This window comes from Agarivorans sp. QJM3NY_33, from assembly GCF_050870865.2.
In the GTDB taxonomy this organism is placed as follows: Bacteria; Pseudomonadota; Gammaproteobacteria; order Enterobacterales; family Celerinatantimonadaceae; genus Agarivorans.
On record NZ_CP194039.2, the window covers coordinates 4,447,276 to 4,469,424 of the forward strand.

The 22,149-nt window shown below is 46.6% G+C and carries 20 protein-coding genes, 3 tRNA genes, 3 rRNA genes and 1 riboswitch; of the genes, 4 read left to right on the forward strand and 22 right to left on the reverse strand.

Annotated features, from left to right (window positions below; genetic code table 11):
- Positions 1 to 6: 6 nt before the first annotated feature.
- The 16 genes from rplO to ACRRSY_RS20105 form a co-directional block, all read right to left on the reverse strand.
- The gene (gene rplO / locus ACRRSY_RS20030; RefSeq protein ID WP_248713124.1) at positions 7 to 441 is read right to left on the reverse strand and encodes a 50S ribosomal protein L15; all 435 of its coding nucleotides are present in this window, start codon (positions 439 to 441) and stop codon (positions 7 to 9) included.
- Positions 442 to 443: 2 nt separating this feature from the next.
- Positions 444 to 626, reverse strand: a complete 183-nt coding sequence (gene rpmD, locus ACRRSY_RS20035) for a 50S ribosomal protein L30 (protein ID WP_248713125.1) — start codon at positions 624 to 626, stop codon at positions 444 to 446.
- A gap of 7 nt (positions 627 to 633) precedes the next feature.
- Entirely contained in the window at positions 634 to 1,137 is a 504-nt protein-coding gene (rpsE, locus tag ACRRSY_RS20040; protein ID WP_432455800.1) for a 30S ribosomal protein S5, read from the reverse strand.
- Between the two features lie 10 nt (positions 1,138 to 1,147).
- On the reverse strand, positions 1,148 to 1,498 hold the full coding sequence (gene rplR, locus ACRRSY_RS20045) for a 50S ribosomal protein L18 (protein ID WP_432455799.1): 351 nt from the start codon (positions 1,496 to 1,498) through the stop codon (positions 1,148 to 1,150).
- A 9-nt stretch (positions 1,499 to 1,507) separates the two neighbouring features.
- Positions 1,508 to 2,035, reverse strand: a complete 528-nt coding sequence (gene rplF / locus ACRRSY_RS20050; RefSeq protein WP_432455798.1) for a 50S ribosomal protein L6 — start codon at positions 2,033 to 2,035, stop codon at positions 1,508 to 1,510.
- A gap of 15 nt (positions 2,036 to 2,050) precedes the next feature.
- Positions 2,051 to 2,443, reverse strand: coding sequence for a 30S ribosomal protein S8 (gene rpsH, locus ACRRSY_RS20055; RefSeq protein ID WP_137673761.1), 393 nt, complete (start codon positions 2,441 to 2,443; stop codon positions 2,051 to 2,053).
- A gap of 26 nt (positions 2,444 to 2,469) precedes the next feature.
- Positions 2,470 to 2,775, reverse strand: coding sequence for a 30S ribosomal protein S14 (gene rpsN, locus ACRRSY_RS20060; RefSeq protein WP_432455797.1), 306 nt, complete (start codon positions 2,773 to 2,775; stop codon positions 2,470 to 2,472).
- A 13-nt stretch (positions 2,776 to 2,788) separates the two neighbouring features.
- On the reverse strand, positions 2,789 to 3,328 hold the full coding sequence (gene rplE, locus ACRRSY_RS20065) for a 50S ribosomal protein L5 (protein ID WP_432455796.1): 540 nt from the start codon (positions 3,326 to 3,328) through the stop codon (positions 2,789 to 2,791).
- Between the two features lie 12 nt (positions 3,329 to 3,340).
- Positions 3,341 to 3,655, reverse strand: coding sequence for a 50S ribosomal protein L24 (rplX, locus tag ACRRSY_RS20070; RefSeq protein ID WP_432455795.1), 315 nt, complete (start codon positions 3,653 to 3,655; stop codon positions 3,341 to 3,343).
- 10 nt (positions 3,656 to 3,665) lie between these two features.
- Positions 3,666 to 4,034 carry a 50S ribosomal protein L14 gene (gene rplN, locus ACRRSY_RS20075; protein ID WP_137673757.1) on the reverse strand — a complete coding sequence of 123 codons (369 nt, stop codon included), beginning with the start codon at positions 4,032 to 4,034 and terminating at the stop codon, positions 3,666 to 3,668.
- Positions 4,035 to 4,357: 323 nt separating this feature from the next.
- Positions 4,358 to 4,433: transfer RNA gene (locus ACRRSY_RS20080), tRNA-Thr, on the reverse strand.
- Positions 4,434 to 4,474: 41 nt separating this feature from the next.
- A 5S ribosomal RNA gene (gene rrf, locus ACRRSY_RS20085) occupies positions 4,475 to 4,590 on the reverse strand.
- Between the two features lie 111 nt (positions 4,591 to 4,701).
- Positions 4,702 to 7,589: ribosomal RNA gene (locus ACRRSY_RS20090) — 23S ribosomal RNA — on the reverse strand.
- Between the two features lie 236 nt (positions 7,590 to 7,825).
- Positions 7,826 to 7,901: transfer RNA gene (locus ACRRSY_RS20095), tRNA-Ala, on the reverse strand.
- A 23-nt stretch (positions 7,902 to 7,924) separates the two neighbouring features.
- Positions 7,925 to 8,001: transfer RNA gene (locus tag ACRRSY_RS20100), tRNA-Ile, on the reverse strand.
- A 75-nt stretch (positions 8,002 to 8,076) separates the two neighbouring features.
- A 16S ribosomal RNA gene (locus ACRRSY_RS20105) occupies positions 8,077 to 9,619 on the reverse strand.
- The 16S, 23S and 5S rRNA genes sit together here with 3 tRNA genes alongside, the layout of an rRNA operon.
- A gap of 630 nt (positions 9,620 to 10,249) precedes the next feature.
- Here ACRRSY_RS20105 and ACRRSY_RS20110 point away from each other — a divergent pair.
- Complete coding sequence (locus ACRRSY_RS20110) at positions 10,250 to 10,711, forward strand: RNA recognition motif domain-containing protein (RefSeq protein WP_432455794.1); 462 nt, start codon at positions 10,250 to 10,252, stop codon at positions 10,709 to 10,711.
- Here ACRRSY_RS20110 and murI read toward each other — a convergent pair.
- From murI to ACRRSY_RS20125, 3 genes are all read right to left on the reverse strand, one after another.
- Positions 10,708 to 11,493 (reverse strand): glutamate racemase, encoded by a 786-nt coding sequence (gene murI, locus ACRRSY_RS20115; protein WP_432455793.1) that lies wholly within the window; start codon positions 11,491 to 11,493, stop codon positions 10,708 to 10,710. The genes ACRRSY_RS20110 and murI overlap by 4 nt on opposite strands.
- 99 nt (positions 11,494 to 11,592) lie before the next feature.
- Positions 11,593 to 13,422, reverse strand: coding sequence for a TonB-dependent receptor domain-containing protein (locus ACRRSY_RS20120; protein WP_432460257.1), 1,830 nt, complete (start codon positions 13,420 to 13,422; stop codon positions 11,593 to 11,595).
- Positions 13,423 to 13,460: 38 nt separating this feature from the next.
- Positions 13,461 to 13,689: riboswitch (cobalamin riboswitch) on the reverse strand.
- Between the two features lie 55 nt (positions 13,690 to 13,744).
- On the reverse strand, positions 13,745 to 14,932 hold the full coding sequence (locus tag ACRRSY_RS20125) for a DUF5610 domain-containing protein (protein ID WP_432455791.1): 1,188 nt from the start codon (positions 14,930 to 14,932) through the stop codon (positions 13,745 to 13,747).
- A gap of 145 nt (positions 14,933 to 15,077) precedes the next feature.
- Here ACRRSY_RS20125 and trmA point away from each other — a divergent pair, with 145 nt between their 5' ends.
- Positions 15,078 to 16,181, forward strand: a complete 1,104-nt coding sequence (gene trmA / locus ACRRSY_RS20130) for a tRNA (uridine(54)-C5)-methyltransferase TrmA (RefSeq protein WP_432455790.1) — start codon at positions 15,078 to 15,080, stop codon at positions 16,179 to 16,181.
- Between the two features lie 65 nt (positions 16,182 to 16,246).
- Positions 16,247 to 16,708 carry a YHS domain-containing (seleno)protein gene (locus ACRRSY_RS20135; protein WP_432455789.1) on the forward strand — a complete coding sequence of 154 codons (462 nt, stop codon included), beginning with the start codon at positions 16,247 to 16,249 and terminating at the stop codon, positions 16,706 to 16,708.
- Positions 16,709 to 16,718: 10 nt separating this feature from the next.
- On the opposite strand, the gene ACRRSY_RS20140 is transcribed toward ACRRSY_RS20135, so the two are convergent.
- Together ACRRSY_RS20140 and fabR are read right to left on the reverse strand one after the other, a co-directional pair.
- Complete coding sequence (locus tag ACRRSY_RS20140; RefSeq protein WP_432455788.1) at positions 16,719 to 17,057, reverse strand: DUF1422 family protein; 339 nt, start codon at positions 17,055 to 17,057, stop codon at positions 16,719 to 16,721.
- Positions 17,058 to 17,066: 9 nt separating this feature from the next.
- Positions 17,067 to 17,687: an HTH-type transcriptional repressor FabR gene (gene fabR / locus ACRRSY_RS20145; protein WP_432455787.1), complete on the reverse strand. Its 621-nt coding sequence runs from the start codon at positions 17,685 to 17,687 to the stop codon at positions 17,067 to 17,069.
- Positions 17,688 to 17,960: 273 nt separating this feature from the next.
- Between fabR and ACRRSY_RS20150 the strand changes: the two genes are divergently transcribed.
- On the forward strand, positions 17,961 to 19,592 hold the full coding sequence (locus ACRRSY_RS20150) for an alpha-amylase family glycosyl hydrolase (protein WP_432463882.1): 1,632 nt from the start codon (positions 17,961 to 17,963) through the stop codon (positions 19,590 to 19,592).
- Positions 19,593 to 19,726: 134 nt separating this feature from the next.
- Here ACRRSY_RS20150 and metL read toward each other — a convergent pair whose 3' ends face one another.
- Positions 19,727 to 22,141, reverse strand: coding sequence for a bifunctional aspartate kinase/homoserine dehydrogenase II (metL, locus tag ACRRSY_RS20155; protein WP_432463883.1), 2,415 nt, complete (start codon positions 22,139 to 22,141; stop codon positions 19,727 to 19,729).
- Between the last annotated feature and the right edge of the window lie 8 nt (positions 22,142 to 22,149).

Here is a 22,149-nt window from a genome sequence, read left to right on the forward strand (position 1 = left end):
TTGTACTTATTCCTCGATTTTACCGCCAGCAGCTTCAATTGCTGCTAGTGCGCCTTTAGTTACACGCAGGCCACGTAAGGTAACTGGTGCTTTTACTTCGCCAGATAGTACTACTTTTGCAAACTTAATGTTGCGAGTAATAAGACCAGCCGCCTTCAAAGCGTCCAAATCTACCACGTCAGCGGTAACTTTAGCTAGCTCGCTAGTGCGAACTTCTGCTGTTACCATTGATTTACGTGAAGTAAAACCAAATTTAGGCAAACGTTGTTTCAATGGCATTTGACCGCCTTCGAAACCTGGACGCACACTACCGCCAGAACGAGATTTCTGACCTTTGTGACCACGACCACCGGTTTTACCTAAACCAGAACCAATACCACGTCCTACACGTTTAGCAGCTGGCTTAGAGCCTGCCGCTGGAGAAAGAGTATTCAAACGCATGATTATTCCCCCTCAACCTTAACCATGTAATAAACTTTATTAATCATACCGCGAATACAAGGAGTATCCTCAAGTTCAACAGTATGATTAATACGGCGAAGACCTAAACCAGTTAAGGTTGCGCGGTGCTTAGGCAAACGCCCAATACTGCTTTTAGTCTGTGTTACTTTAATTTTGTTCGACATGGCTTTATTACCCCAGAATTTCTTGGACGCTTAGGCCACGCTTCGCAGCAACGTCTTGTGGAGAATGCATATTCTCAAGAGCGTCGATAGTAGCGCGAACAATGTTGATTGGGTTAGTAGAACCGTATGCTTTTGACAATACGTTCTGCACACCAGCAACTTCTAGAACAGCACGCATCGCACCACCGGCAATAATACCAGTACCCTCTGATGCAGGTTGCATGTAAACACGCGACCCAGAGTGGCGACCCTTAATAGGATGCTGCAGTGTAGTGCCTCTCAGCTGTACACTAGTAAGGTTACGACGCGCTTTTTCCATTGCTTTTTGAATCGCAGCTGGAACTTCACGTGCTTTACCATAACCAAACCCTACGCGACCGTTACCATCACCCACTACGGTTAACGCAGTGAAACTGAAGATACGACCACCTTTAACTACTTTTGACACACGGTTTACGGCGATAAGCTTTTCGTTCAGATCACCACCGGCCTGTGCTTCAAATTTAGACATGACTCACTCCTTAGAACTGAAGACCAGCTTCACGTGCAGCTTCTGCAAGCGCAGCAACGCGGCCGTGATACTTAAAGCCAGAACGGTCGAAAGCTACGCTTGTAATGCCTTTCTCAACAGCACGCTCAGCAATTGCTTTGCCCACTGCTGCAGCGGCAGCTACATTACCTAAACTTTCAAGCCCTTCACGAACGGCTTTATCTACTGTAGATGCTGTGGCAAGAACCTTAGCATCAGGTGCAATCACCTGCGCGTAAATATGGCGCGGAGTACGGTGAATCACCAGGCGGGTTTTACCCAACTCTTGCATAGCTTTGCGAGTGCGTGTTGCACGACGCAGACGAGCAATTTTCTTTTCCATAGTGTTAACCTACTTCTTCTTAGCCTCTTTACGGCGGACATTTTCATCTGAGTAACGAACACCTTTACCTTTATAAGGCTCTGGTGGACGGAACGCACGAATGTCTGCTGCGACCTGACCAACGACTTGCTTATCAGCACCTTTCAGTACGATTTCAGTCTGTGATGGACACTCTGCTGTAACACCTTCTGGTAAGGTGTAATCTACAGGATGAGAAAAACCTAAAGTTAGGTTTACAACGTTGCTTTTAACAGCAGCACGGTAACCTACACCTAATAATGTAAGTTTTTTCTCAAACCCAGTTGTAACGCCAACAACCATGTTGTTGCTTAGAGCACGAGCTGTACCAGCTTGAGCTGTTGAAGCGCCTTCAACAACTGCAAACTTAAGTTCGCTCTCTTCTTTGGTTACAACTACCGCGTCATTAAATACGCGAGTCAATGTACCTTTGCTACCTTTAACCGTTAATTCTTGGCCGTTGAGAGTTACTTCAACGCCAGCAGGAATTGCAACGGGAGCCTTGGCTACGCGAGACATATTACCTACCTCCGGTTAAGCTACGTAACAGACGATTTCACCACCCATGCCGGCTTTACGCGCCGCACGGTCAGTCATCACGCCTTTTGATGTAGAAATGATTGCAACACCAAGGCCACCCATAACTTTAGGTAGGTCTTTAGCACCTTTATAAATGCGTAGACCTGGACGGCTTACACGTTCAATCTTTTCAATAACTTTTTTACCTTCAAAATATTTGAGGGTAACTTCTAATGACTTTTTCACGTCACCAGTCACAGCGTAGCCAGTGATATAACCTTCTTCTTGTAACAAGTTAGCAATCGCCACTTTTACTTTAGATGAAGGCATAACAACAGATACTTTATTTGCCGATTGACCGTTGCGAACGCGAGTCAACATATCCGCAATAGGATCTTGCATGCTCATAATCGTTTACTCCGTAATTAAGTGGATTACCAACTGGCTTTCTTAAGACCAGGAACCTCACCGCGCATCATAGCTTCACGCAATTTAATACGGCTTAAGCCGAATTTGCGTAAGAACCCATGAGGACGACCGGTTACGTTACAGCGGTTACGCTGACGAGACCGACTTGAATCACGAGGTAACGATTGCAATTTTAGAACTGCGTCCCAACGCTCTTCATCTGAGCTGTTCACGCTGCTAATAATCGCTTTAAGCGCTGCGCGCTTTTCTGCGAAACGAGCGACAGTTTCTGTGCGCTTAGCTTCACGAGCTTTCATTGATTTTTTAGCCATAACTAACTCTACCTTACTTACGGAATGGGAAGTTAAAGGCAGCCAGCAGAGCGCGGCCTTCCTCGTTGGTTTCGGCTGTCGTAGTGATAGTAATATCCATACCACGAACCTTATCAACTTTGTCATAGTCAATTTCAGGGAAGATGATTTGCTCACGCACACCCATGCTGTAATTACCACGGCCATCGAATGACTTAGCATTCAAACCACGGAAATCTCGAACACGAGGAATTGCGATTGAAATCAAACGCTCTAAAAACTCCCACATACGCTCACCGCGTAGAGTCACTTTACAACCAATCGGGTATCCATCACGGATCTTAAAGCCTGCTACAGATTTACGAGCTTTGGTAGTAAGTGGTTTTTGACCAGAGATAGCAGCTAGATCAGCAATCGCGTGCTCTAGTACTTTCTTGTCATTCACCGCTTCACCCACACCCATGTTAAGGGTGATTTTCTCAATCCGAGGGACTTGCATGATGGATTTGTAACCGAACTCCTTTACGAGTTCAGGCGTCACACTTTCCTTATATAGGTCATGCAGTTTCGCCATCGTTAACTCCAGTTACTTTACAATTTCATTAGACGATTTGAATACACGAACTTTTTTGTCGTCTTCAAATCGAAAACCAACGCGATCACCCTTGCCTGAGGCTGGGTTAAAAATCGCTACGTTTGATGCATCAAGGGCCGCTTCTTTCTCAACAATACCGCCTGCAACACCCAATTGAGGGTTTGGCTTTTGGTGTTTCTTGATTAAGTTGACGCCTTCAACGAATAGTTTACCGGTTGGTAAAACTTTGGTTACGCTACCGCGTTTGCCTTTGTCTTTACCTGCAATAACTATTACTTCATCGCCTTTTTGGATTTTATTAGCCATTTTGGACTCCTTAAAGTACTTCTGGCGCTAGAGACACAATTTTCATGAACTGTTCGTTGCGCAGTTCACGTGTCACAGGACCAAAGATACGAGTACCAATAGGCTGATTGTTTGCATTCAGAATAACCGCAGCATTGCGGTCAAAACGAATTACAGAACCATCAGGACGACGTACGCCTTTTCTAGTACGCACTACCACTGCATTCATTACGTCACCTTTCTTAACTTTACCGCGTGGAATTGCTTCCTTTACAGTAACTTTAATGATGTCGCCAATTCGTGCATAGCGGCGGTGCGAACCACCTAGGACCTTAATACACTGTACACGGCGCGCGCCGGAATTATCCGCCACGTCCATAGTAGATTGCATTTGGATCATTTCAGTGCTCCGCTATATGTTACAACTGATCCCAACAATTAGCGCTGAGATCTCTGGCTGCCTAATTAAAGGGCGCGAAATTATAACACCCTAGATTTTGAATTGGTAGGATTGTCTAAAATTTGTTTAAAAATATAAATAAACAGATAAAAAACAATAGGTTACTAACAAAAAACCCACCTAAAAAAGGTGTTTCATGGGCGTAATTTCACTTGAATCGCTAGATATCCTGTCAAGAAACATTTATCTAACGGCTAAACTCGGTTAATAATTAAACCGATAGAAACAAAAAAGCCCAGCTTAATGCCGGGCTTTTCTGAATATGGTGCTGATAGGCAGATTCGAACTGCCGACCTCACCCTTACCAAGGGTGCGCTCTACCAACTGAGCTATATCAGCGAAATAAAAACCCAGCACATAGCTGGGTTTTTAAAATAGGCGCCTGGCAGTGACCTACTTTCACATGGGGAGACCCCACACTATCATCGGCGCAGTTGCGTTTCACTTCTGAGTTCGGCATGGGTTCAGGTGGTTCCACAACGCTATTGCCACCAGGCAAAAACTTGTTGTCTTTAACATTCGAAAAAACTGATATATCCCACGAGCATAACAAGCACTCTTGGTTTCTAAAATAAAGTATCTATAAGCAACACCCTTTAGGTGTTGTATGGTTAAGCCTCACGGGTAATTAGTACAAGTTAGCTCAATGCCTCACAGCACTTACACACCTTGCCTATCAACGTTGTAGTCTCCAACGGCCCTTCAGAGGACTTAAAGTCCTAGTGAGAATTAATCTCAAGGCCTGCTTCCCGCTTAGATGCTTTCAGCGGTTATCAGTTCCGAACGTAGCTACTGGGCAATGCTATTGGCATAACAACCCAAACACCAGCGGTTCGTCCACTCCGGTCCTCTCGTACTAGGAGCAGCTCCCTTCAATTCTCAAACGCCCACGGCAGATAGGGACCGAACTGTCTCACGACGTTCTAAACCCAGCTCGCGTACCACTTTAAATGGCGAACAGCCATACCCTTGGGACCGACTTCAGCCCCAGGATGTGATGAGCCGACATCGAGGTGCCAAACACCGCCGTCGATATGAACTCTTGGGCGGTATCAGCCTGTTATCCCCGGAGTACCTTTTATCCGTTGAGCGATGGCCCTTCCATACAGAACCACCGGATCACTATGACCTACTTTCGTACCTGCTCGACGTGTCTGTCTCGCAGTTAAGCTGGCTTATGCCATTGCACTAACCGTACGATGTCCGACCGTACTTAGCCAACCTTCGTGCTCCTCCGTTACTCTTTGGGAGGAGACCGCCCCAGTCAAACTACCCACCAGACACTGTCCGCATCCCGGATAACGGGACAACGTTAGAACATCAACACTACAAGGGTGGTATTTCAAGGTCGGCTCCACATCATCTAGCGACAACGCTTCAAAGCCTCCCACCTATCCTACACATGTAGGGTCAATGTTCAGTGTCAAGCTGTAGTAAAGGTTCACGGGGTCTTTCCGTCTAGCCGCGGGTACACCGCATCTTCACGGCAATTTCAATTTCACTGAGTCTCGGGTGGAGACAGCTTGGCCATCATTACGCCATTCGTGCAGGTCGGAACTTACCCGACAAGGAATTTCGCTACCTTAGGACCGTTATAGTTACGGCCGCCGTTTACCGGGGCTTCGATCAATAGCTTCGCTTGCGCTAACCACATCAATTAACCTTCCGGCACCGGGCAGGCGTCACACCGTATACGTCATCTTTCGATTTAGCACAGTGCTGTGTTTTTAATAAACAGTTGCAGCCAACTGGTATCTGCGACTGCCGTCAGCTTAGGGAGCAAGTCCCATCACCAACAGCAGCGTACCTTCTCCCGAAGTTACGGTACCATTTTGCCTAGTTCCTTCACCCGAGTTCTCTCAAGCGCCTTGGTATTCTCTACCCAACCACCTGTGTCGGTTTGGGGTACGGTTTCGTATAATCTGAAGCTTAGAGACTTTTCCTGGAAGCAGGGCATCAACCACTTCATCACCTTAGTGACTCGTCATCAATCCTCAGCCTTAGACACCCGGATTTTCCTAAGTGTCCAGCCTACAACCTTAAACGCGGACAACCAAACGCCGCGCTGGCCTAGCCTTCTCCGTCCTCCCATCGCAATTATACGAAGTACAGGAATATTAACCTGTTTCCCATCGACTACACTTTTCAGTCTCGCCTTAGGGGCCGACTCACCCTGCTCTGATTAACATTGAACAGGAAACCTTGGTCTTTCGGCGAGGGGGCTTTTCACCCCCTTTATCGTTACTCATGTCAACATTCGCACTTCTGATACCTCCAGCAATCCTTACGAATCACCTTCAACGGCTTACAGAACGCTCCTCTACCGCACTTGCAAAGCAAGTACCCGTAGCTTCGGTGCATAGCTTAGCCCCGTTACATCTTCCGCGCAGGCCGACTCGACCAGTGAGCTATTACGCTTTCTTTAAATGATGGCTGCTTCTAAGCCAACATCCTGGCTGTCTAAGCCTTCCCACATCGTTTCCCACTTAGCTATGACTTTGGGACCTTAGCTGACGGTCTGGGTTGTTTCCCTTTTCACGACGGACGTTAGCACCCGCCGTGTGTCTCCCGGATAGTACTTAGTGGTATTCGGAGTTTGCAAAGGGTTGGTAAGTCGGGATGACCCCCTAGCCTTAACAGTGCTCTACCCCCACTAGTATTCGTCCGAGGCGCTACCTAAATAGCTTTCGAGGAGAACCAGCTATCTCCCGGTTTGATTGGCCTTTCACCCCCAGCCACAAGTCATCCGCTAATTTTTCAACATTAGTCGGTTCGGTCCTCCAATTGGTGTTACCCAATCTTCAACCTGCCCATGGCTAGATCACCGGGTTTCGGGTCTAATCCCAGCAACTATGCGCGCAGTTAACACTCGGTTTCCCTACGGCTCCGCTATTCGCTTAACCTTGCTACTGAAATTAAGTCGTTGACCCATTATACAAAAGGTACGCAGTCACCTCACAAAGAGGCTCCCACTGCTTGTACGTATACGGTTTCAGGTTCTATTTCACTCCCCTCACAGGGGTTCTTTTCGCCTTTCCCTCACGGTACTGGTTCACTATCGGTCAGTCAGGAGTATTTAGCCTTGGAGGATGGTCCCCCCATATTCAGACAACATATCACGTGTGCCGTCCTACTCGTTTTCACTTCAAATCACCTTTCGTGTACGGGGCTATCACCCGCTACGGCCAAACTTTCCAGCTTGTTCCACTAAATTATAAGAAGCTTAAGGGCTAATCCGGGTTCGCTCGCCGCTACTACCAGAATCTCGGTTGATTTCTTTTCCTCCGGGTACTTAGATGTTTCAGTTCCCCGGGTTCGCCTCGCAACGCTATGTATTCACGTTACGATACTGCATAAAATGCAGTGGGTTTCCCCATTCGGAAATCCATGTCTATTGCGTCTTTTATCGACTCAACATGGCTTATCGCAGATTAACACGTCCTTCATCGCCTCTGACTGCCAAGGCATCCACCGTATACGCTTAGTCACTTAACCATACAACACCTAAATGTTGTCGCTTAAATCACTTGAATGGTCAGGCTGTATAAATCCTGCCACTCGAGTACGATCACCTTATTTTTTTGAATACCAAAAACACTTGTTATTTAACTCGTATTTTTGAGATATTTTTTTATCAGCTTTTCCAAATTGTTAAAGAGCATTGGTTCATAAAAAAACCAAAGCTAAATGGCCATCTTTTGGCGACTTATCTTTGGTTTTTAGGTAAGAAGTGGTGGAGCTATGCGGGATCGAACCGCAGACCTCCTGCGTGCAAGGCAGGCGCTCTCCCAGCTGAGCTATAGCCCCATTTCTTACTAAAAGTTGCACCTTGGTAGGTCTGGGCAGACTTGAACTGCCGACCTCACCCTTATCAGGGGTGCGCTCTAACCAGCTGAGCTACAGACCTAAACAGGTGTCAACTTCTCTCTACTTTCTATCAAGCAATCTGTGTGAACACGTCACAAAACATAAACGTTCATAATAAGGAGGTGATCCAGCCCCAGGTTCCCCTAGGGCTACCTTGTTACGACTTCACCCCAGTCATGAACCACAAAGTGGTGAGCGTCCTCCCGAAGGTTAAACTACCCACTTCTTTTGCAGCCCACTCCCATGGTGTGACGGGCGGTGTGTACAAGGCCCGGGAACGTATTCACCGTGGCATTCTGATCCACGATTACTAGCGATTCCGACTTCACGGAGTCGAGTTGCAGACTCCGATCCGGACTACGACATGCTTTCTGGGGTCCGCTTGCTCTCGCGAGTTCGCATCCCTCTGTACATGCCATTGTAGCACGTGTGTAGCCCTGCCCGTAAGGGCCATGATGACTTGACGTCGTCCCCACCTTCCTCCGGTTTATCACCGGCAGTCTCCCTAGAGTTCCCACCATCACGTGCTGGCAAATAAGGATAAGGGTTGCGCTCGTTGCGGGACTTAACCCAACATCTCACGACACGAGCTGACGACAGCCATGCAGCACCTGTATCTAAGCTCCCGAAGGCACCAATCCATCTCTGGAAAGTTCTTAGTATGTCAAGGGCAGGTAAGGTTCTTCGCGTTGCATCGAATTAAACCACATGCTCCACCGCTTGTGCGGGCCCCCGTCAATTCATTTGAGTTTTAACCTTGCGGCCGTACTCCCCAGGCGGTCTACTTAATGCGTTAGCTGCGTTACCCACGGGTTAAACCCACAGACAACTAGTAGACATCGTTTACGGCGTGGACTACCAGGGTATCTAATCCTGTTTGCTCCCCACGCTTTCGTACATGAGCGTCAGTTTTTGTCCAGGTGGCCGCCTTCGCCACTGGTATTCCTTCAGATCTCTACGCATTTCACCGCTACACCTGAAATTCTACCACCCTCTACAAAACTCTAGCTTCCCAGTTCCAAATGCCATTCCCAGGTTGAGCCCGGGGATTTCACATCTGGCTTAAAAAGCCGCCTGCGTACGCTTTACGCCCAGTAATTCCGATTAACGCTCGGACCCTCCGTATTACCGCGGCTGCTGGCACGGAGTTAGCCGGTCCTTCTTCTGTCGCTAACGTCAAACAATATACGTATTAAGCATATTGCCTTCCTCACAACTGAAAGTGCTTTACAACCCGAAGGCCTTCTTCACACACGCGGCATGGCTGCATCAGGCTTTCGCCCATTGTGCAATATTCCCCACTGCTGCCTCCCGTAGGAGTCTGGGCCGTGTCTCAGTCCCAGTGTGGCTGATCATCCTCTCAAACCAGCTAGGGATCGTCGCCTTGGTGAGCCATTACCCCACCAACTAGCTAATCCCACTTGGGCTAATCTCTACGCGAAAGGCTCCGAAGAGTCCCCTCCTTTGGTCCGAAGACATTATGCGGTATTAGCAGTCGTTTCCAACTGTTGTCCCCCACGTAAAGGCATATTCCCAAGCATTACTCACCCGTCCGCCGCTCGTCATCTTCTAGCAAGCTAGAAATGTTACCGCTCGACTTGCATGTGTTAAGCCTGCCGCCAGCGTTCAATCTGAGCCATGATCAAACTCTTCAATCAAAGTTTTTTCGCTCAAAGTAAATACTGAAATTATTACTGTTAAAACAGTGTGTCACTCCAGTCCACTTAAGCTAATTTTTTTCGCTTAGTGCTCTGTGAGTGCTCACACAGATTGCTTGATAAATTGTTAAAGAGCGTTGCTTCTTGCGAAGCGAGGTGCGCATTCTACGCCATCCTCGGTGACTGTCAACCGCTTTTTTCAATCTTTTCCGAAGAAGTTTCCTAAGGAAAGTTTGAAGCGTTTAACCGTCGCTAATAAAGCCTCAGGCCTTACCAACCCTGACCGCTTGCTGCTGCGCTATTGCGTGCTGCCCGCCGTGTCAGTGGAGTCGCATTATAGGGATCCGCGCTTACGGTGCAAGCCTTTTTTGAAGAAAATTGCAGTTATTTTGAGATATTTTGATTGCCCCCAACAAAGCCACAGAATATCCACAAACTTATCCACAAAACTGCACCTTTTGGGTAAAACAAGGCTATGAATTAAAAGTAATTGTGTCATTTAGCATGTTTCTGCTAGAGAAATTGTACATTTTCTAGCTTATCCGATAAAAGCTGGCTAACATGATGTCGCAATTTTGTTAAATTAAGTTGCTTTCCATTATTTCGAATACATTGAGCATTGAATTTATTATGAAAAATCCTAGTCTATCCATCGTGTTTCTAATTGCAGTCGCAATTGCAGCCTATTTCGTCGCTGGCGCGGTAGCACCTCTCCAACCTTTATATTTGTCAGTCGCAGTGATTGTTGGAGGAGCCATTGTATTATTAAGCTCCGCTGGCCCATCAAACAGTGAACCACAAACTGATTCAACTGAAGACAACTTAGGCGAAGCCATTGATACCCAAACGCTATACGTCGGCAATCTGCCTTATCGTGCTAACGAATCAGCTATCCGCAAGTTATTTTCCGAGTATGGTCAAGTAGTCTCAGTTCGATTATTGAAAGATAAACAAACTGGCAAACGTCGTGGCTTTGGTTTTGTGGAAATGGCTAGCGAAGATGCAGGCAAAGCGGTTGCAGCCTTAAACGAATACGAGTTTCAACAACGTACCTTAAAAGTTCGCGAAGCCAACGAACGTAAAGAAGCTTAGTCTATTAACTGTAAAGAATTGATCCCATAAGCAGTTAATTGGTCAACTAGGCCTGTATTAGCGGAAGTTAAAGTGCAGTAAGCACTAACTTCCGCTTTTTTATGGTCGAATACAATGCGATTGCAATCACCAGCTAAGTGTTGCACTCGTTTGGCGATGGCTGGACCAGAATCAATTAATTGAACCTTTTCACCTAATACTTGGCTTAGCTCGTCTCTTAGTAGAGGGAAGTGAGTGCAACCGAGTACCACTGTATCTAAATCTTCCATGGCTAACCATGAAGCAACAATGTCATGCACTGCTCTGCTGTCGATGAACTCTCCCGCTAACTTACGCTCTGCCAATACCACCATTTCAGTACTGCCTATCAGTTCAACTATACAATTCGCTGCAAAGTCCTGAATTAGCTGTGCCGTATATTGACGCTCTACCGTTCCCGGCGTTGCCAATATGCCAAAGTGTCCCGTTTGACTCATACTTGCCGCTAATTTTATCGCTGGCACCACCCCAACGATTGGAATGGCATGCTGCGAACGCAATTTGGGTAGCGCTAAGGTACTGGCCGAATTACAGGCGATCACCACCATATCTATCTGTAGTTTCGCCACTGCGACCGCAACTAGCTCACAAACCCGTTCAATTAACTCCGGCTCGCTCAGTTCACCGTAAGGAAAATAACGGTTATCAAACAAATAACTATATTGCAGATGTGGATTAAGTAATTGAACAGACTCAAGGACCGAGAGACCGCCGACTCCGGAATCGAAAACAAGCACATGCATCGCGTAAATAAACCCAATTCGTAAATCACCAGCGCTAGTGTAATCACGCTAACGCTGGCTGGCAATGCGAAGTGTTTAGCAAAGCACTAGTCGTTTACTTTAGAACTGATAGCTTGCTGCTAACTCAAAGCTGCGACCTTGGGCTTGATAATTGCGCACTGTGGCATATTGCTTATTAAATACGTTGGCTAACTTGGCATCGAGCTTAAAGCCATTCGCAAAGCGATAATTCGCACCAATATCCCAAGTACTATAACTATCCAACACAAGCGTATTTGCGTCGTCATTATAAGACTCGCCTCGCCATAGATAATCCACCACCACTTGCAAAGCATGCCACTGCGCATCTAGCTTGTACTTGACTTGCTCCTGTGGACGACGCACCAAGTATTTATCGCTTTGACGATCTTTCGCGTCAAGATGCTCGAGAATAACCCGATGATTCAGCCAGGCGGTCGAAAAATCGCCCTGTACTTCAATGCCTTGGATCCGAGCATCAGAGACATTTCCTGGTTTCCATAAACCACCTTCCCCCGGCGCCCAAGCAATCAAATCGTCAACATCATTACGGAAGATATTAAACTGCCACTGACTTTGAATTAAATCTAAAGCAAAACCAAATTCCGAATTACTGGAAGTTTCGGCTTTAAGATTGGGGGTTTCACTGCCCGGGTAGTATAGATCGTTAAAGGTTGGCGCTCTAAAGGCAGTGCCATGCAAGGCATTAAAACGTAAATTGTCCTGTAACTGCCAAGCCCAAGCCAGGTTATAGGTGGTGTGTTCACCATAGTGCTGATTGTTATCCTGGCGTAAACTGGCTTCCAGTAAATGGCGGATGTAATCGGCACGAACCCCGAGGTAGGCGGCTTTATTATTACGAGTACTTTTTAAATATGTAGTTTTGGAACCTGAGATATCATCTTTTTGATAATCTAAACCACCTTGTAACAACCAGTTGTTGTTCAATTGACGCGCTAACAACCAATTCGCACTATGCCGCTCCGTCACATAACGATAAACCACCGCATATTGATCGGCGGGGCCGTCATTGGAACGGTTTTCGGTATAATTCAGTGCTAGATGGCTAAACCAAGCGTCATCACTGTAATCAAGATTCACAGCATATACTTTCTGCCTTTGTTTGGTTTGCCATTTTTCATCGTAGGGATTATAAGATGAATCGTACTGCGTGGAGATATACTCATTTTCGCCATCATTCATCAATATCATGGCCCCGCCCGACCAAGCTTCACTGAACTGATGCTCGATGCTCAGTAAGCCACCGAAGGATTCATATCCATAAACCTCGTCCAGTTCGCTGCTTGGTCTAAAATTATAACCTTCACTACGCTCACCATTGAGGATCGCATTCAACTGAGTCGACTCACCAATCGGGGTATTAACTCGCCCAGCTAAACGTCGACTCTCATGATTGCCAAGCGCAGCTTTTATCCCAAAATACTGACTACCAAACTCCGGCCGCGTGATAATGTTGATGACCCCACCCACAGCATCTGCGCCATATACTGACGCACGAGCCCCTCGTATAATCTCAATGCGCTCAACGAATTCTAATGGCAGTAATGACATTTGAGCGCCACCACTAGTGGCAGTATTAATACGTACGCCATCGATGAGGTACAAAGATTGTGCAGAGCTTGAGCCGCGAATAAACACACTCTCGTTTTGTCCTTTACCGCCATTACGGTTGACACTAATACCAACCTGTTGGTTGAGAATACCAACAATATCTTGCGCACCACTACTTTCTATTTCACCGCGACTGATCACCGTGAGTGGCGCGATTACGCTAGTAGCACTTTGCTGTATACGGTTGGCGGTCACCACCATGGTCGTTTGTTCTGGAGGGGTTTCTTGGGCATAGCCGAAAGCTGGCGCTACTGCGGCCAGTAATATGAACTTCTTCATCGATATAATCCTAATTCTCGCGTCGTAGTTTGCTGCTAAATAGCATGTGCGATGTGGCAGGTATTCGGACTTAGAGGCGGGGGGACTTTATTTACTACGGCTACGACTTCCCGTTTGCGGGGCAAACAGTGTCTGGAGATCCTTGGAAAAGGCCAATCCTTGAGCTTTCGTTCCTCTTTACCGCTGCGCGTCAGTTCTGGACTTTAACCAGATTCCCTATTAAGCCTGAACTTCGCTAGCTCAGGCACCACAGCGGGCGAGAGTATAAGCCAGCACTTGGCGAATGAACAGCCTATTTCATTTACTTTATGCAAACATGAAATTAACTAATAGTGCCGGATGTCGCTTCATCCGCCGCGCGTTTTTGATTATATTCAGCAAGCACATCGGCCATACGCTCAGCGAAACCTTTAAACCGTTCAACATCGGCTTGTTTCGCTTCTCCTTCCGAAGGGCTAGAAACAGGTAAAACCCCATTAAGTAGGGTTTCGGTCGCGGATTCTGGTTGAGTAAACAAAGCGCTCATTTTGGCTTGAATGTCCTGCCAAGCACCTAAAAACTCACTTAAGTCGGGGACTAGCTCTGAACCAGCAGTGCTATTCTCGGCGCTTTTCTCCGCTGTTTGTTGGTAGGCCTGAGTCACCGCCACCGTTTGTTGTTGCTGGTAGTTCACCGCAAAACCAACTAACTGTTGCTCATCAAACCCAATGTTTAAGGCCTGATCAAACGCCTGATCCAGATTCCCCGAGAAAAACTGCTGCCCCACTTTATCCACTTGTTTCACTAAATCGGCGATTGCAGCCAACTCATCATCATTCAGGTCGCCTTCAACGGAAAAACTAAACTGCTGCTGTGAAGAAAACGATGCCTGAAAAGATGACTGTTCTTCTCGGTAACTGGCTGCCAACTGACTCCCATAACTAATGGTAACTTTGTCACCCTCTGCCGTTTCCAACTCCATGCTTGCCGATTGACGATTTCCCATGGCGAGTTGACTAAATATTGGAGAATTTTGTATCTCGTAGTCACCCGCTTCGATTTTTTCTAAACCGTCTTGGATCAAGTCATAACTCTTATCAATGCCTTTTTCTAACTCTTCATTAAGGATCCCTGAGTCACTAAGGTCTTCACGGGCTCCGGCAAACCCCATATCCACACCCTTACGCGCTTGAGCCATCATTTCTTGTAACTGGTCTTCTGGCATCCCAGCCTGCTTGGCACCATATAAGGTCGTTGCAACAAAATTAAGCACATTCTTCGCCACTTCTTCGGCATCAAATATACTGGGTTGTTGTGGTTTGGCTAAACTAACCCCACCACCAGCAATCGATAAGGTATGCTTTTCAATCGAACTCAACAATACATGGCTGGCCACCAGGTCCTGCTGATTAAAACTAGCCTTATCATTAGCTAATTGATTGCCCTTTGCGATAGTCGGCGTGGACTGCTGCAATAAGCGCTCAGCATATTGCTGGATTGGCGAATTGCCTATGCCTTTAAGTTCGTTCATAACGCCCCCTGGATTTACCCTAGTCACAACTTATCGGCGACTGTATTTAAAACTTTAGAAATAATCTCACTATTATTGTAGATAAACTGGACAAGCAAGCAATGCGCCTTTAAATTGCGCTCCTTGCTAAATTTGAGGAGCGGTCATGAGCGCAATTGCATACTATCCAGAAAAATACCAACAACTGTTGGCCGAAAAGGTCGCTAAACGCCGCGAACAATTTGCTGAATTTAATCCTCCTGAACCTAGCATTTTCAGCTCAGCCAGCAAACATTATCGGATGCGTGCCGAATTTAGAATGTGGCACGAAGGTGATGACCTCTACTACATCATGTTTGATCCAGCAACCAAGCAAAAATTCAGAGTCGACAGCTTTCCGCCAGCAAGCGCGTTAATTAACCGCCTAATGCCGCTATTAATCGAACAGCTCAAATCTGAGCAAGTTTTGCGTCATAAACTATTCCAAGTCGACTTTCTTTCCACCCTTAGTGGCGAGATAATCGTGAGCTTGCTTTACCATAAACCGATTGATGAAGCATGGCGGACCGCCGCCGAGCAGCTAAAAGCAGAACTATCGAAGCTATTTTCACTACAACTGATCGGTCGCTCACGTAAGCAAAAAATATGTTTGGAACAAGATAGGGTTAACGAAGTACTTGAAGTTGCCGGTGAGCAGCTCATTTACCAGCAAATTGAAAATAGCTTTACCCAGCCAAATGCCGTCGTCAACCAACATATGTTGGAATGGGCGCAACAGGCAACTGCCAACAGCCAGGGCGATCTGCTCGAACTCTACTGTGGTAACGGCAATTTTTCACTGGCACTTGCGAAAAACTTCCAACGCGTTTTAGCCACCGAGATAGCCAAGCCCTCAGTTGAAGCCGCACAATACAATATCAAAGCCAATCACATTAATAATGTGAAAATTCTTCGTCTATCCGCCGAAGAATTCACTCAGGCCATGTTAGGTGAACGTGAGTTTCGCCGCCTAAAAGAAGCCCAAGTAGACTTAAGTGATTATCAGTGCGACACCATATTAGTTGATCCACCTCGTGCCGGTTTAGATGACGCCACCTTAAGGATGGTGCAGGACTACGACAACATCGTCTACGTATCTTGTAATCCCAATACTCTATATAACAACCTGCAAGTCTTAAGTCGTACCCATCAGATTAGCCATTGGGCTCTATTTGACCAATTTCCTTACACCGATCATATAGAGGTGGGGCTCTATCTGCAGCGTCGTTAGGCATATTAATGAAAGCGCTTCTTAAGCAGCCCGGTCTATCAGATATAGAGCTGATAGGGGGGCTTATGTTTCATTCAATTATTACTGGAATTATTTTTGTAATTAGCTTGAATTGCTATGCTGGCGAGCCAGTAAGTAAAAGTTTTTGGAGTGATAAGGCTATCGGTGGTGTCGATGTGCTGAGCCAACACCGCGCCCACCAGCTTGGCGCGCGCCGTATTTTACAGGGTAAACAAGATTATTTAGTCCGTTGGAATAATGCCGATTGGTATTTTGCAAGTCAGCAAAGTGCCAATAAATTTGCCGAAGATCCAGAACGATATCGTCCTCGCTACAATGGCTTTTGCGCTAACGCCCTATCAACGGGCGAAGGTTTAGTCGCCACTAATGGGCAAGTCTGGGAATTTTTTGACGACGAACTGCACTTATTTTATGCAGAGAAAGGCCGCCAACGTTGGCTAAAGGGACACTGGCAGACCTATCAAGCCACCGCAGACAAAGCTTGGCAGCAACAATTGAACCATTAGTTGCTGTAGATTAGCGCTTAAAACCGCCCAATCTAAACATCAACCAAAGACCGATCGCAAGACATAAAATCAATACTAACAAGTTACTCCCGATTTCCGGGAATTGAGTTCGTAACATTGCAGAGTAAGCCAACGCCCCCAATAAAAATGCAGCCACACTCGTTAGAGGAGAGTCTTCACTCAGATCTTGATGTAGATAAATCTGGTACAGTTGCGTCACCGCCAATATAAACGCAATAATAGGAAATATCGAAAATGCTTGCTCGGCAACAGTAAACAGAGCAAGACTAGCATTACCACTCACACCAGCAATAAACGACAACAATAATAAAGTTTTACTGACTTGCATATGCACCTCTTAACTCAGTGTTTGAGAACGATTATACAAAGCGGCACCTTTTGCCACAATCCGAAGTTGTTTGATGGTTTTCTCGGCCAATTGTTGGCGATCAAACTCAGCTAAATCTAAAGCTGAAGCCCCAGCATTAAACACAATAATCACCATCGCTTCGGCTTGCATCTGCGCGTCTTCTCTTGGACAGCGATATTGATGTTCTAAATAGTCAGTCAGCTCTGCAATAAAATGCGCTATTTCTCGCGCTACGGCAGCCCGAAATGCTGGCGACGTTCCCGAACGCTCACGTAACAACAAGCGGAATACATTGGGGTTATTGTAGACAAATTCCATGAAAGTCGCGACCGAGGTTCCAATAACACTACCTCCGGTGGCAATAATGCGTTGCCGGGCTTGGCGCATTAACTGGCGTAAGGTTAAGCCCCCCTCATCAACCAGGGTTAAACCCAACTCTTCCATATCAGAGAAATGACGATAGAAAGAAGTCGGTGCAATCCCCGCTTCTCGAGCGACTTCGCGCAGACTTAAACTGGAAAAACTGCGCTGCGCACTTAATTGGCTAAACGCGGCTTCGATAATCGCTCTGCGTGTTTTTTCTTTTTGCTGTGCCCTAACGCCACTCATAGCTTCCCCTCTACTTATATGCTGCATCATACCTAGCACTGAAAAAAACCCAAGTTGAAACTGATTAAAAACATCACATTTCGTCTCCACAGACAAGCGTAACTTGTTTACCTGACATGAAAACCCTTTCAAAAAATTCTTTATTTATCAATAACAAAAAAGATGCGAGCCAGCTCAATTTTCTATTATCTTGAAAACGTTACCGAGTATCTAGTCATGCAAAGCTGTGATTAACTTGCCCTATCCCCTTATGGTATTTATCAAGGAAGTAAAATGAGTTGGTTAAAAAGCATTTTATCGATCTCTATCATCGTCGGCTTAAGTGCTTGTGGTGGTGGCAGTGATGCTGGAAATGGAAATAGCACCACACCAACCAATGACGCCATCAACATCACCAGCTCGGCCGAGAGTGCTCAACAACGCCTGCCCTGTGAAAACGCCACTGGTGAATTTTGTGATTTGCGCATTTATCAAGTCATGACCGAATCCTTTGTTGATGGAGATAGCTCGTTTGATTATGGTGCTGGTTATGGCACCAGCCATCACAACGGCGACTTGCAGGGAATTATTGATTCTCTTGACTACATTAAAGCCTTAGGCATGAATGCCATCTGGCTCACCCCGATCTTTGAGTCTATTGCGACCAACGGCCAAGATGAATGGACAGACAAACTAGATGCTACAGGTTACTTTGCCAGTAACTACTTTAAGATTGATCCTAATTTCGGGACCAAAGCGCTGGCTGAAGAGTTAGTCACGAAAGCTCATGAAAAAGGCTTATACGTATTCTTTGATGGGGTTTTTGGCCACCATAAAGGCAACCTTGTCACTTCTCCAAAAGGGCTCAGCCCTGCCGGTGGCTCAAACCCTGTGGATTATACCAACAGCGATACCCTCGCTTTTTACCAGGAAGTGGCGGAGTACTGGACCAGCGAATTATGTTTAGACGGATGGCGTTTAGACCAAGCCTATCAAGTCCCGCTCAGTGCCTGGCAACAAATTCATCAAACCGTCAAAGATGCCAGTGCCAACAATGCCAAGGCCAGCAAGTGCCAGATCAACGGAAATCAATGGGGCACCCTAGGCTATATGGTTGCCGAGGTATGGAATGGGAATAGTGAAATCGTAGCTAGCGCTTATGGCAGTAATTCGTCTCCAGCCCTGCCCTCGGCCTTCGATTTTAACCGTCGTTATGCGCTCGTACAGACCTTAGCGGTAGAAGAAAGTGGCTCAGGGGATCACGATGCCAGCACCTTAACCGCCAGCTGGAACGATCATCATTCTTATCCTGATCACGCCCAAGCTAATTTAATGCTCGGCAACCATGATTTAGTTCGCTTCGGCGATCTGATTCAGCGTGGTGGCTTAAGCCATTATTGGGAGAGACATAAAGCGGCTTTCTCTTATATGGCCGCCTATAGCGGACCGATTACCTTGTACTACGGTGATGAGATTGGTGATGAAGTTGCCAACTTTGCCGCGAAAGTAGACAACAGCGTATGCGCAGCACAAGGTTTATGTGACGACCATGTTGCTCGCTCCAGCGCTCATATAAAAGGGGTCACCGATGGTTTCACCCCAAGTCGTGAACAGCAAGCGCTGATGGACTATGTTAGTCAATTGATGGAAGTTCGGCAAAATAATCCAGCACTATATCAAGGTAGCGTACAGAACCTCTACGCCGACAAAGATCTATTAGCCGTATTAAAAACGACTAAAGAACAGCAAGTTGTGTATTTATTAAACGTTTCATCAGATGAAAAAAAGGTCCGTCTGGCCGCTGATTTACTGGATGATACCCGTACCCTTATCGACTTAATCACAGGCGCAGAGATCGTCATTGATATAGACCATTTCGAAATAGCAGTAAGTGGATTGAGTGGGCGCTTGCTGCTAGTTAAATAGCACTTTACCTTCTCACGTTTGTACACCCTTATATACCCTGTTTGGCCTCCTGTTTAGGAGGCCTTTTTTATGTGAGATTTCAATTCTCTAATCTAAGCGAAACAGCTCGAGCAAAGCCACAATGCTAAATTCACTTAAGCCAAATACTGACAAAGACTCACTAAATCGGCTTGCAGCGCTCCTGCGGTCACGGCTCTGCCTGCTCCGGGACCTTGAATGACGAGAGGATTTTGCTGGTACCACTGACTTTCAACCGCAAAAACATTGTCACAGGGTTTGAGATTGGCAAATGGATGCCGTGCATCTATCGCCTGTAAACCGACCTCAGCCTTGCCCTGATGGTCGACTCTGGCGAGATAGCGGATCACCTTGCCTTGACGCTGGGCATCCTGCACCGCCTGCAACATCGGCTCATCTAAATCACTCAGCTGTTCAATAAACTGCTCAAGTTCTAATTCTGCTAAGGCTGCTGGCACCAGAGAAGCTAATTGAATATCCGCTAACTCAAGCTTGAGACCAGCCTCTCGGGCTAAGATCAGTAATTTTCGCTGCACATCCTTACCCGAAAGATCATCTCGAGGATCGGGCTCGGTCAACCCTTGATTGAGCGCATCCACCAGCAACTCAGAAAATGGACTAGAACCATCATATTGTTGAAATAACCAACTTAAAGTACCGGAAAATATTCCAGAAATAGCAAGGATCTGATCCCCCGCTTGCCGCAACTGCTGAATACTCGACTGGATTGGCAGTCCCGCACCAACCGTGGCATTGGCTAACCATTTGCAGCCATGGTCACGAAAACTCTGACTGAGCTGCTCAAAATTCGCTGAAGCACTGGCTCCGGCAAGTTTATTGGCGGTAATCAGATGCAGACCAAGCTTGGCAAACTCATGATAATACGCGCTTAAGGATTCACTGGCGGTAATATCCAACACCACTAGTTCATTAAAAGGATGCCGCTTCAGTTGCGCCAATACTTCCGGCCATAACAAGGGCTTAGCTAAACTATCATCGAAGGCTTGCGCAAGGCTCAAGCCAGCAAAATCGAGTTGTCCTGATTGGCTAGTAAACACTCCAGCGAGACAAAGCTCGAGTTTATATTGTTGCTCCAACAAACTTTGTTGCTCGTTAAACAAGCTCAGCCACTGAGCCCCAATGTTGCCTTTGCCAAACACCACCACACCAACCTTACGGCGCTGTTTAAATAAGTTACTATGAAGCTCGATTAATACCGGCTCCAAGGTAATTTTACGTACCACCGCACACAGGCTCATTTTATCGGAGCTGGAATGAATAAACTCTAAAGGTTGCTCGGCTAGTTGCTGAAAGAACAAGTAACATTGTTGAGGATTATCACAAACCCCAGCGCCGACTAAGGCCACTAAACAATAACCTTCGGTACGTTCGACTTGTTGCACCTGATACTGCACCGCCAACTGGTCAATCTTGGTCAATGCCTCCGCAACTAGCTCGCGCGTGTAGGCCATCCGTAGCGAGCCAGTTTCAGTATGTTTATGACGCGTGGTCGGGGCCAGCTGCACACTTGCCAACGCACTTAACAGCGCGCTGGCATTTTGCTGGAAATGTTCAGTAAATGTCAGCTCTAACAACACCACGTCATCCACCGAGGTGACTATTTTTGCGGCGGTTTTTTTGGCTTCTTTTCGATGGATTTGAGTTTGTCCATCATTGGGAGCATAACTACAACGTAAGCTTAAGCGTTGCCGAGAGCGAGCCAGCGGCTCTAGCGTTCGAGCATGAAGTACCGAGGTACCAATCCTTGATAATTCAGCTGCTTCATTTAAAGCTAAATGATCTAACAAATGAGCATCTTTCACTAAGCGCGGGTCGGCACTGTAAATTCCCGCAACATCACTCCAAATCGTGGTCGAGACAGCATCGGCTAAAGCCGCCAATTCGGTTGCAGAGTAATCACTGCCATTACGCCCAAGCGTCACCGTGCGTTGTTCGCTATCACTGCAAATAAAACCTGTCACCACAATTCGGCAAGCGGGTTTATCCGCTAAACACGCCGCCAACAAGGGGGTGCTGCGCGCAACATCTACCTGCGGTTGGGCCGCTAATTCGGCTTTGAAAAACTGTCGTGAATCCATCCATTCCGCAGCACAGTCTTGTTCACTTAAAAGAGCAGCCAATAATCTTGCTGACCAACGCTCACCATAAGAGAGTAGTTCGTTAATGATAAAGGCATTAATCTCCGCCTCTAGCAAATGAGCAATTTGTCGATGCTCTGCGACAAGCTCTCGCTCGATCACTTGCGCCCTCGATTCACTCAATAAATCTTTAACTAGCTGCGCCTGAAACTGAATCAAAGCAGCTAAGGCTTCCGCAGCGGCATTATCGGCTTGTTTCGCCAAATCAATGATATTCAACAAACGATTGGTGGTTTTACCCGCAGCCGATACCACAATGAGATCTTGCGCTTGCGAATGCTGCGCAACAATACCCGCCACTCGTTTGAAACAGCTGGCGTCAGCGAGGCTACTGCCACCAAATTTATGGACATGTCTATTAACTACCGACATGAAGTTCT

Excerpts from the sequence above, each read along its gene's own strand:
- murI (WP_432455793.1), bottom strand. The coding sequence starts at position 11,493 with ATGCATGTGCTTGTTTTCGATTCCGGAGTCGGCGGTCTCTCGGTCCTT.
- rpmD (WP_248713125.1), bottom strand. The coding sequence starts at position 626 with ATGTCGAACAAAATTAAAGTAACACAGACTAAAAGCAGTATTGGGCGT.
- rplR (WP_432455799.1), bottom strand. The coding sequence starts at position 1,498 with ATGGAAAAGAAAATTGCTCGTCTGCGTCGTGCAACACGCACTCGCAAA.
- rplO (WP_248713124.1), bottom strand. The coding sequence starts at position 441 with ATGCGTTTGAATACTCTTTCTCCAGCGGCAGGCTCTAAGCCAGCTGCT.
- ACRRSY_RS20150 (WP_432463882.1), top strand. The coding sequence starts at position 17,961 with ATGAGTTGGTTAAAAAGCATTTTATCGATCTCTATCATCGTCGGCTTA.
- metL (WP_432463883.1), bottom strand. The coding sequence starts at position 22,141 with ATGTCGGTAGTTAATAGACATGTCCATAAATTTGGTGGCAGTAGCCTC.
- rplX (WP_432455795.1), bottom strand. The coding sequence starts at position 3,655 with ATGGCTAATAAAATCCAAAAAGGCGATGAAGTAATAGTTATTGCAGGT.
- trmA (WP_432455790.1), top strand. The coding sequence starts at position 15,078 with ATGAGCGCAATTGCATACTATCCAGAAAAATACCAACAACTGTTGGCC.
- rplN (WP_137673757.1), bottom strand. The coding sequence starts at position 4,034 with ATGATCCAAATGCAATCTACTATGGACGTGGCGGATAATTCCGGCGCG.
- ACRRSY_RS20120 (WP_432460257.1), bottom strand. The coding sequence starts at position 13,422 with ATGAAGAAGTTCATATTACTGGCCGCAGTAGCGCCAGCTTTCGGCTAT.
- rplF (WP_432455798.1), bottom strand. The coding sequence starts at position 2,035 with ATGTCTCGCGTAGCCAAGGCTCCCGTTGCAATTCCTGCTGGCGTTGAA.
- ACRRSY_RS20135 (WP_432455789.1), top strand. The coding sequence starts at position 16,247 with ATGTTTCATTCAATTATTACTGGAATTATTTTTGTAATTAGCTTGAAT.
- rpsH (WP_137673761.1), bottom strand. The coding sequence starts at position 2,443 with ATGAGCATGCAAGATCCTATTGCGGATATGTTGACTCGCGTTCGCAAC.
- fabR (WP_432455787.1), bottom strand. The coding sequence starts at position 17,687 with ATGAGTGGCGTTAGGGCACAGCAAAAAGAAAAAACACGCAGAGCGATT.
- rpsN (WP_432455797.1), bottom strand. The coding sequence starts at position 2,775 with ATGGCTAAAAAATCAATGAAAGCTCGTGAAGCTAAGCGCACAGAAACT.
- rplE (WP_432455796.1), bottom strand. The coding sequence starts at position 3,328 with ATGGCGAAACTGCATGACCTATATAAGGAAAGTGTGACGCCTGAACTC.
- rpsE (WP_432455800.1), bottom strand. The coding sequence starts at position 1,137 with ATGTCTAAATTTGAAGCACAGGCCGGTGGTGATCTGAACGAAAAGCTT.
- ACRRSY_RS20140 (WP_432455788.1), bottom strand. The coding sequence starts at position 17,057 with ATGCAAGTCAGTAAAACTTTATTATTGTTGTCGTTTATTGCTGGTGTG.
- ACRRSY_RS20110 (WP_432455794.1), top strand. The coding sequence starts at position 10,250 with ATGAAAAATCCTAGTCTATCCATCGTGTTTCTAATTGCAGTCGCAATT.
- ACRRSY_RS20125 (WP_432455791.1), bottom strand. The coding sequence starts at position 14,932 with ATGAACGAACTTAAAGGCATAGGCAATTCGCCAATCCAGCAATATGCT.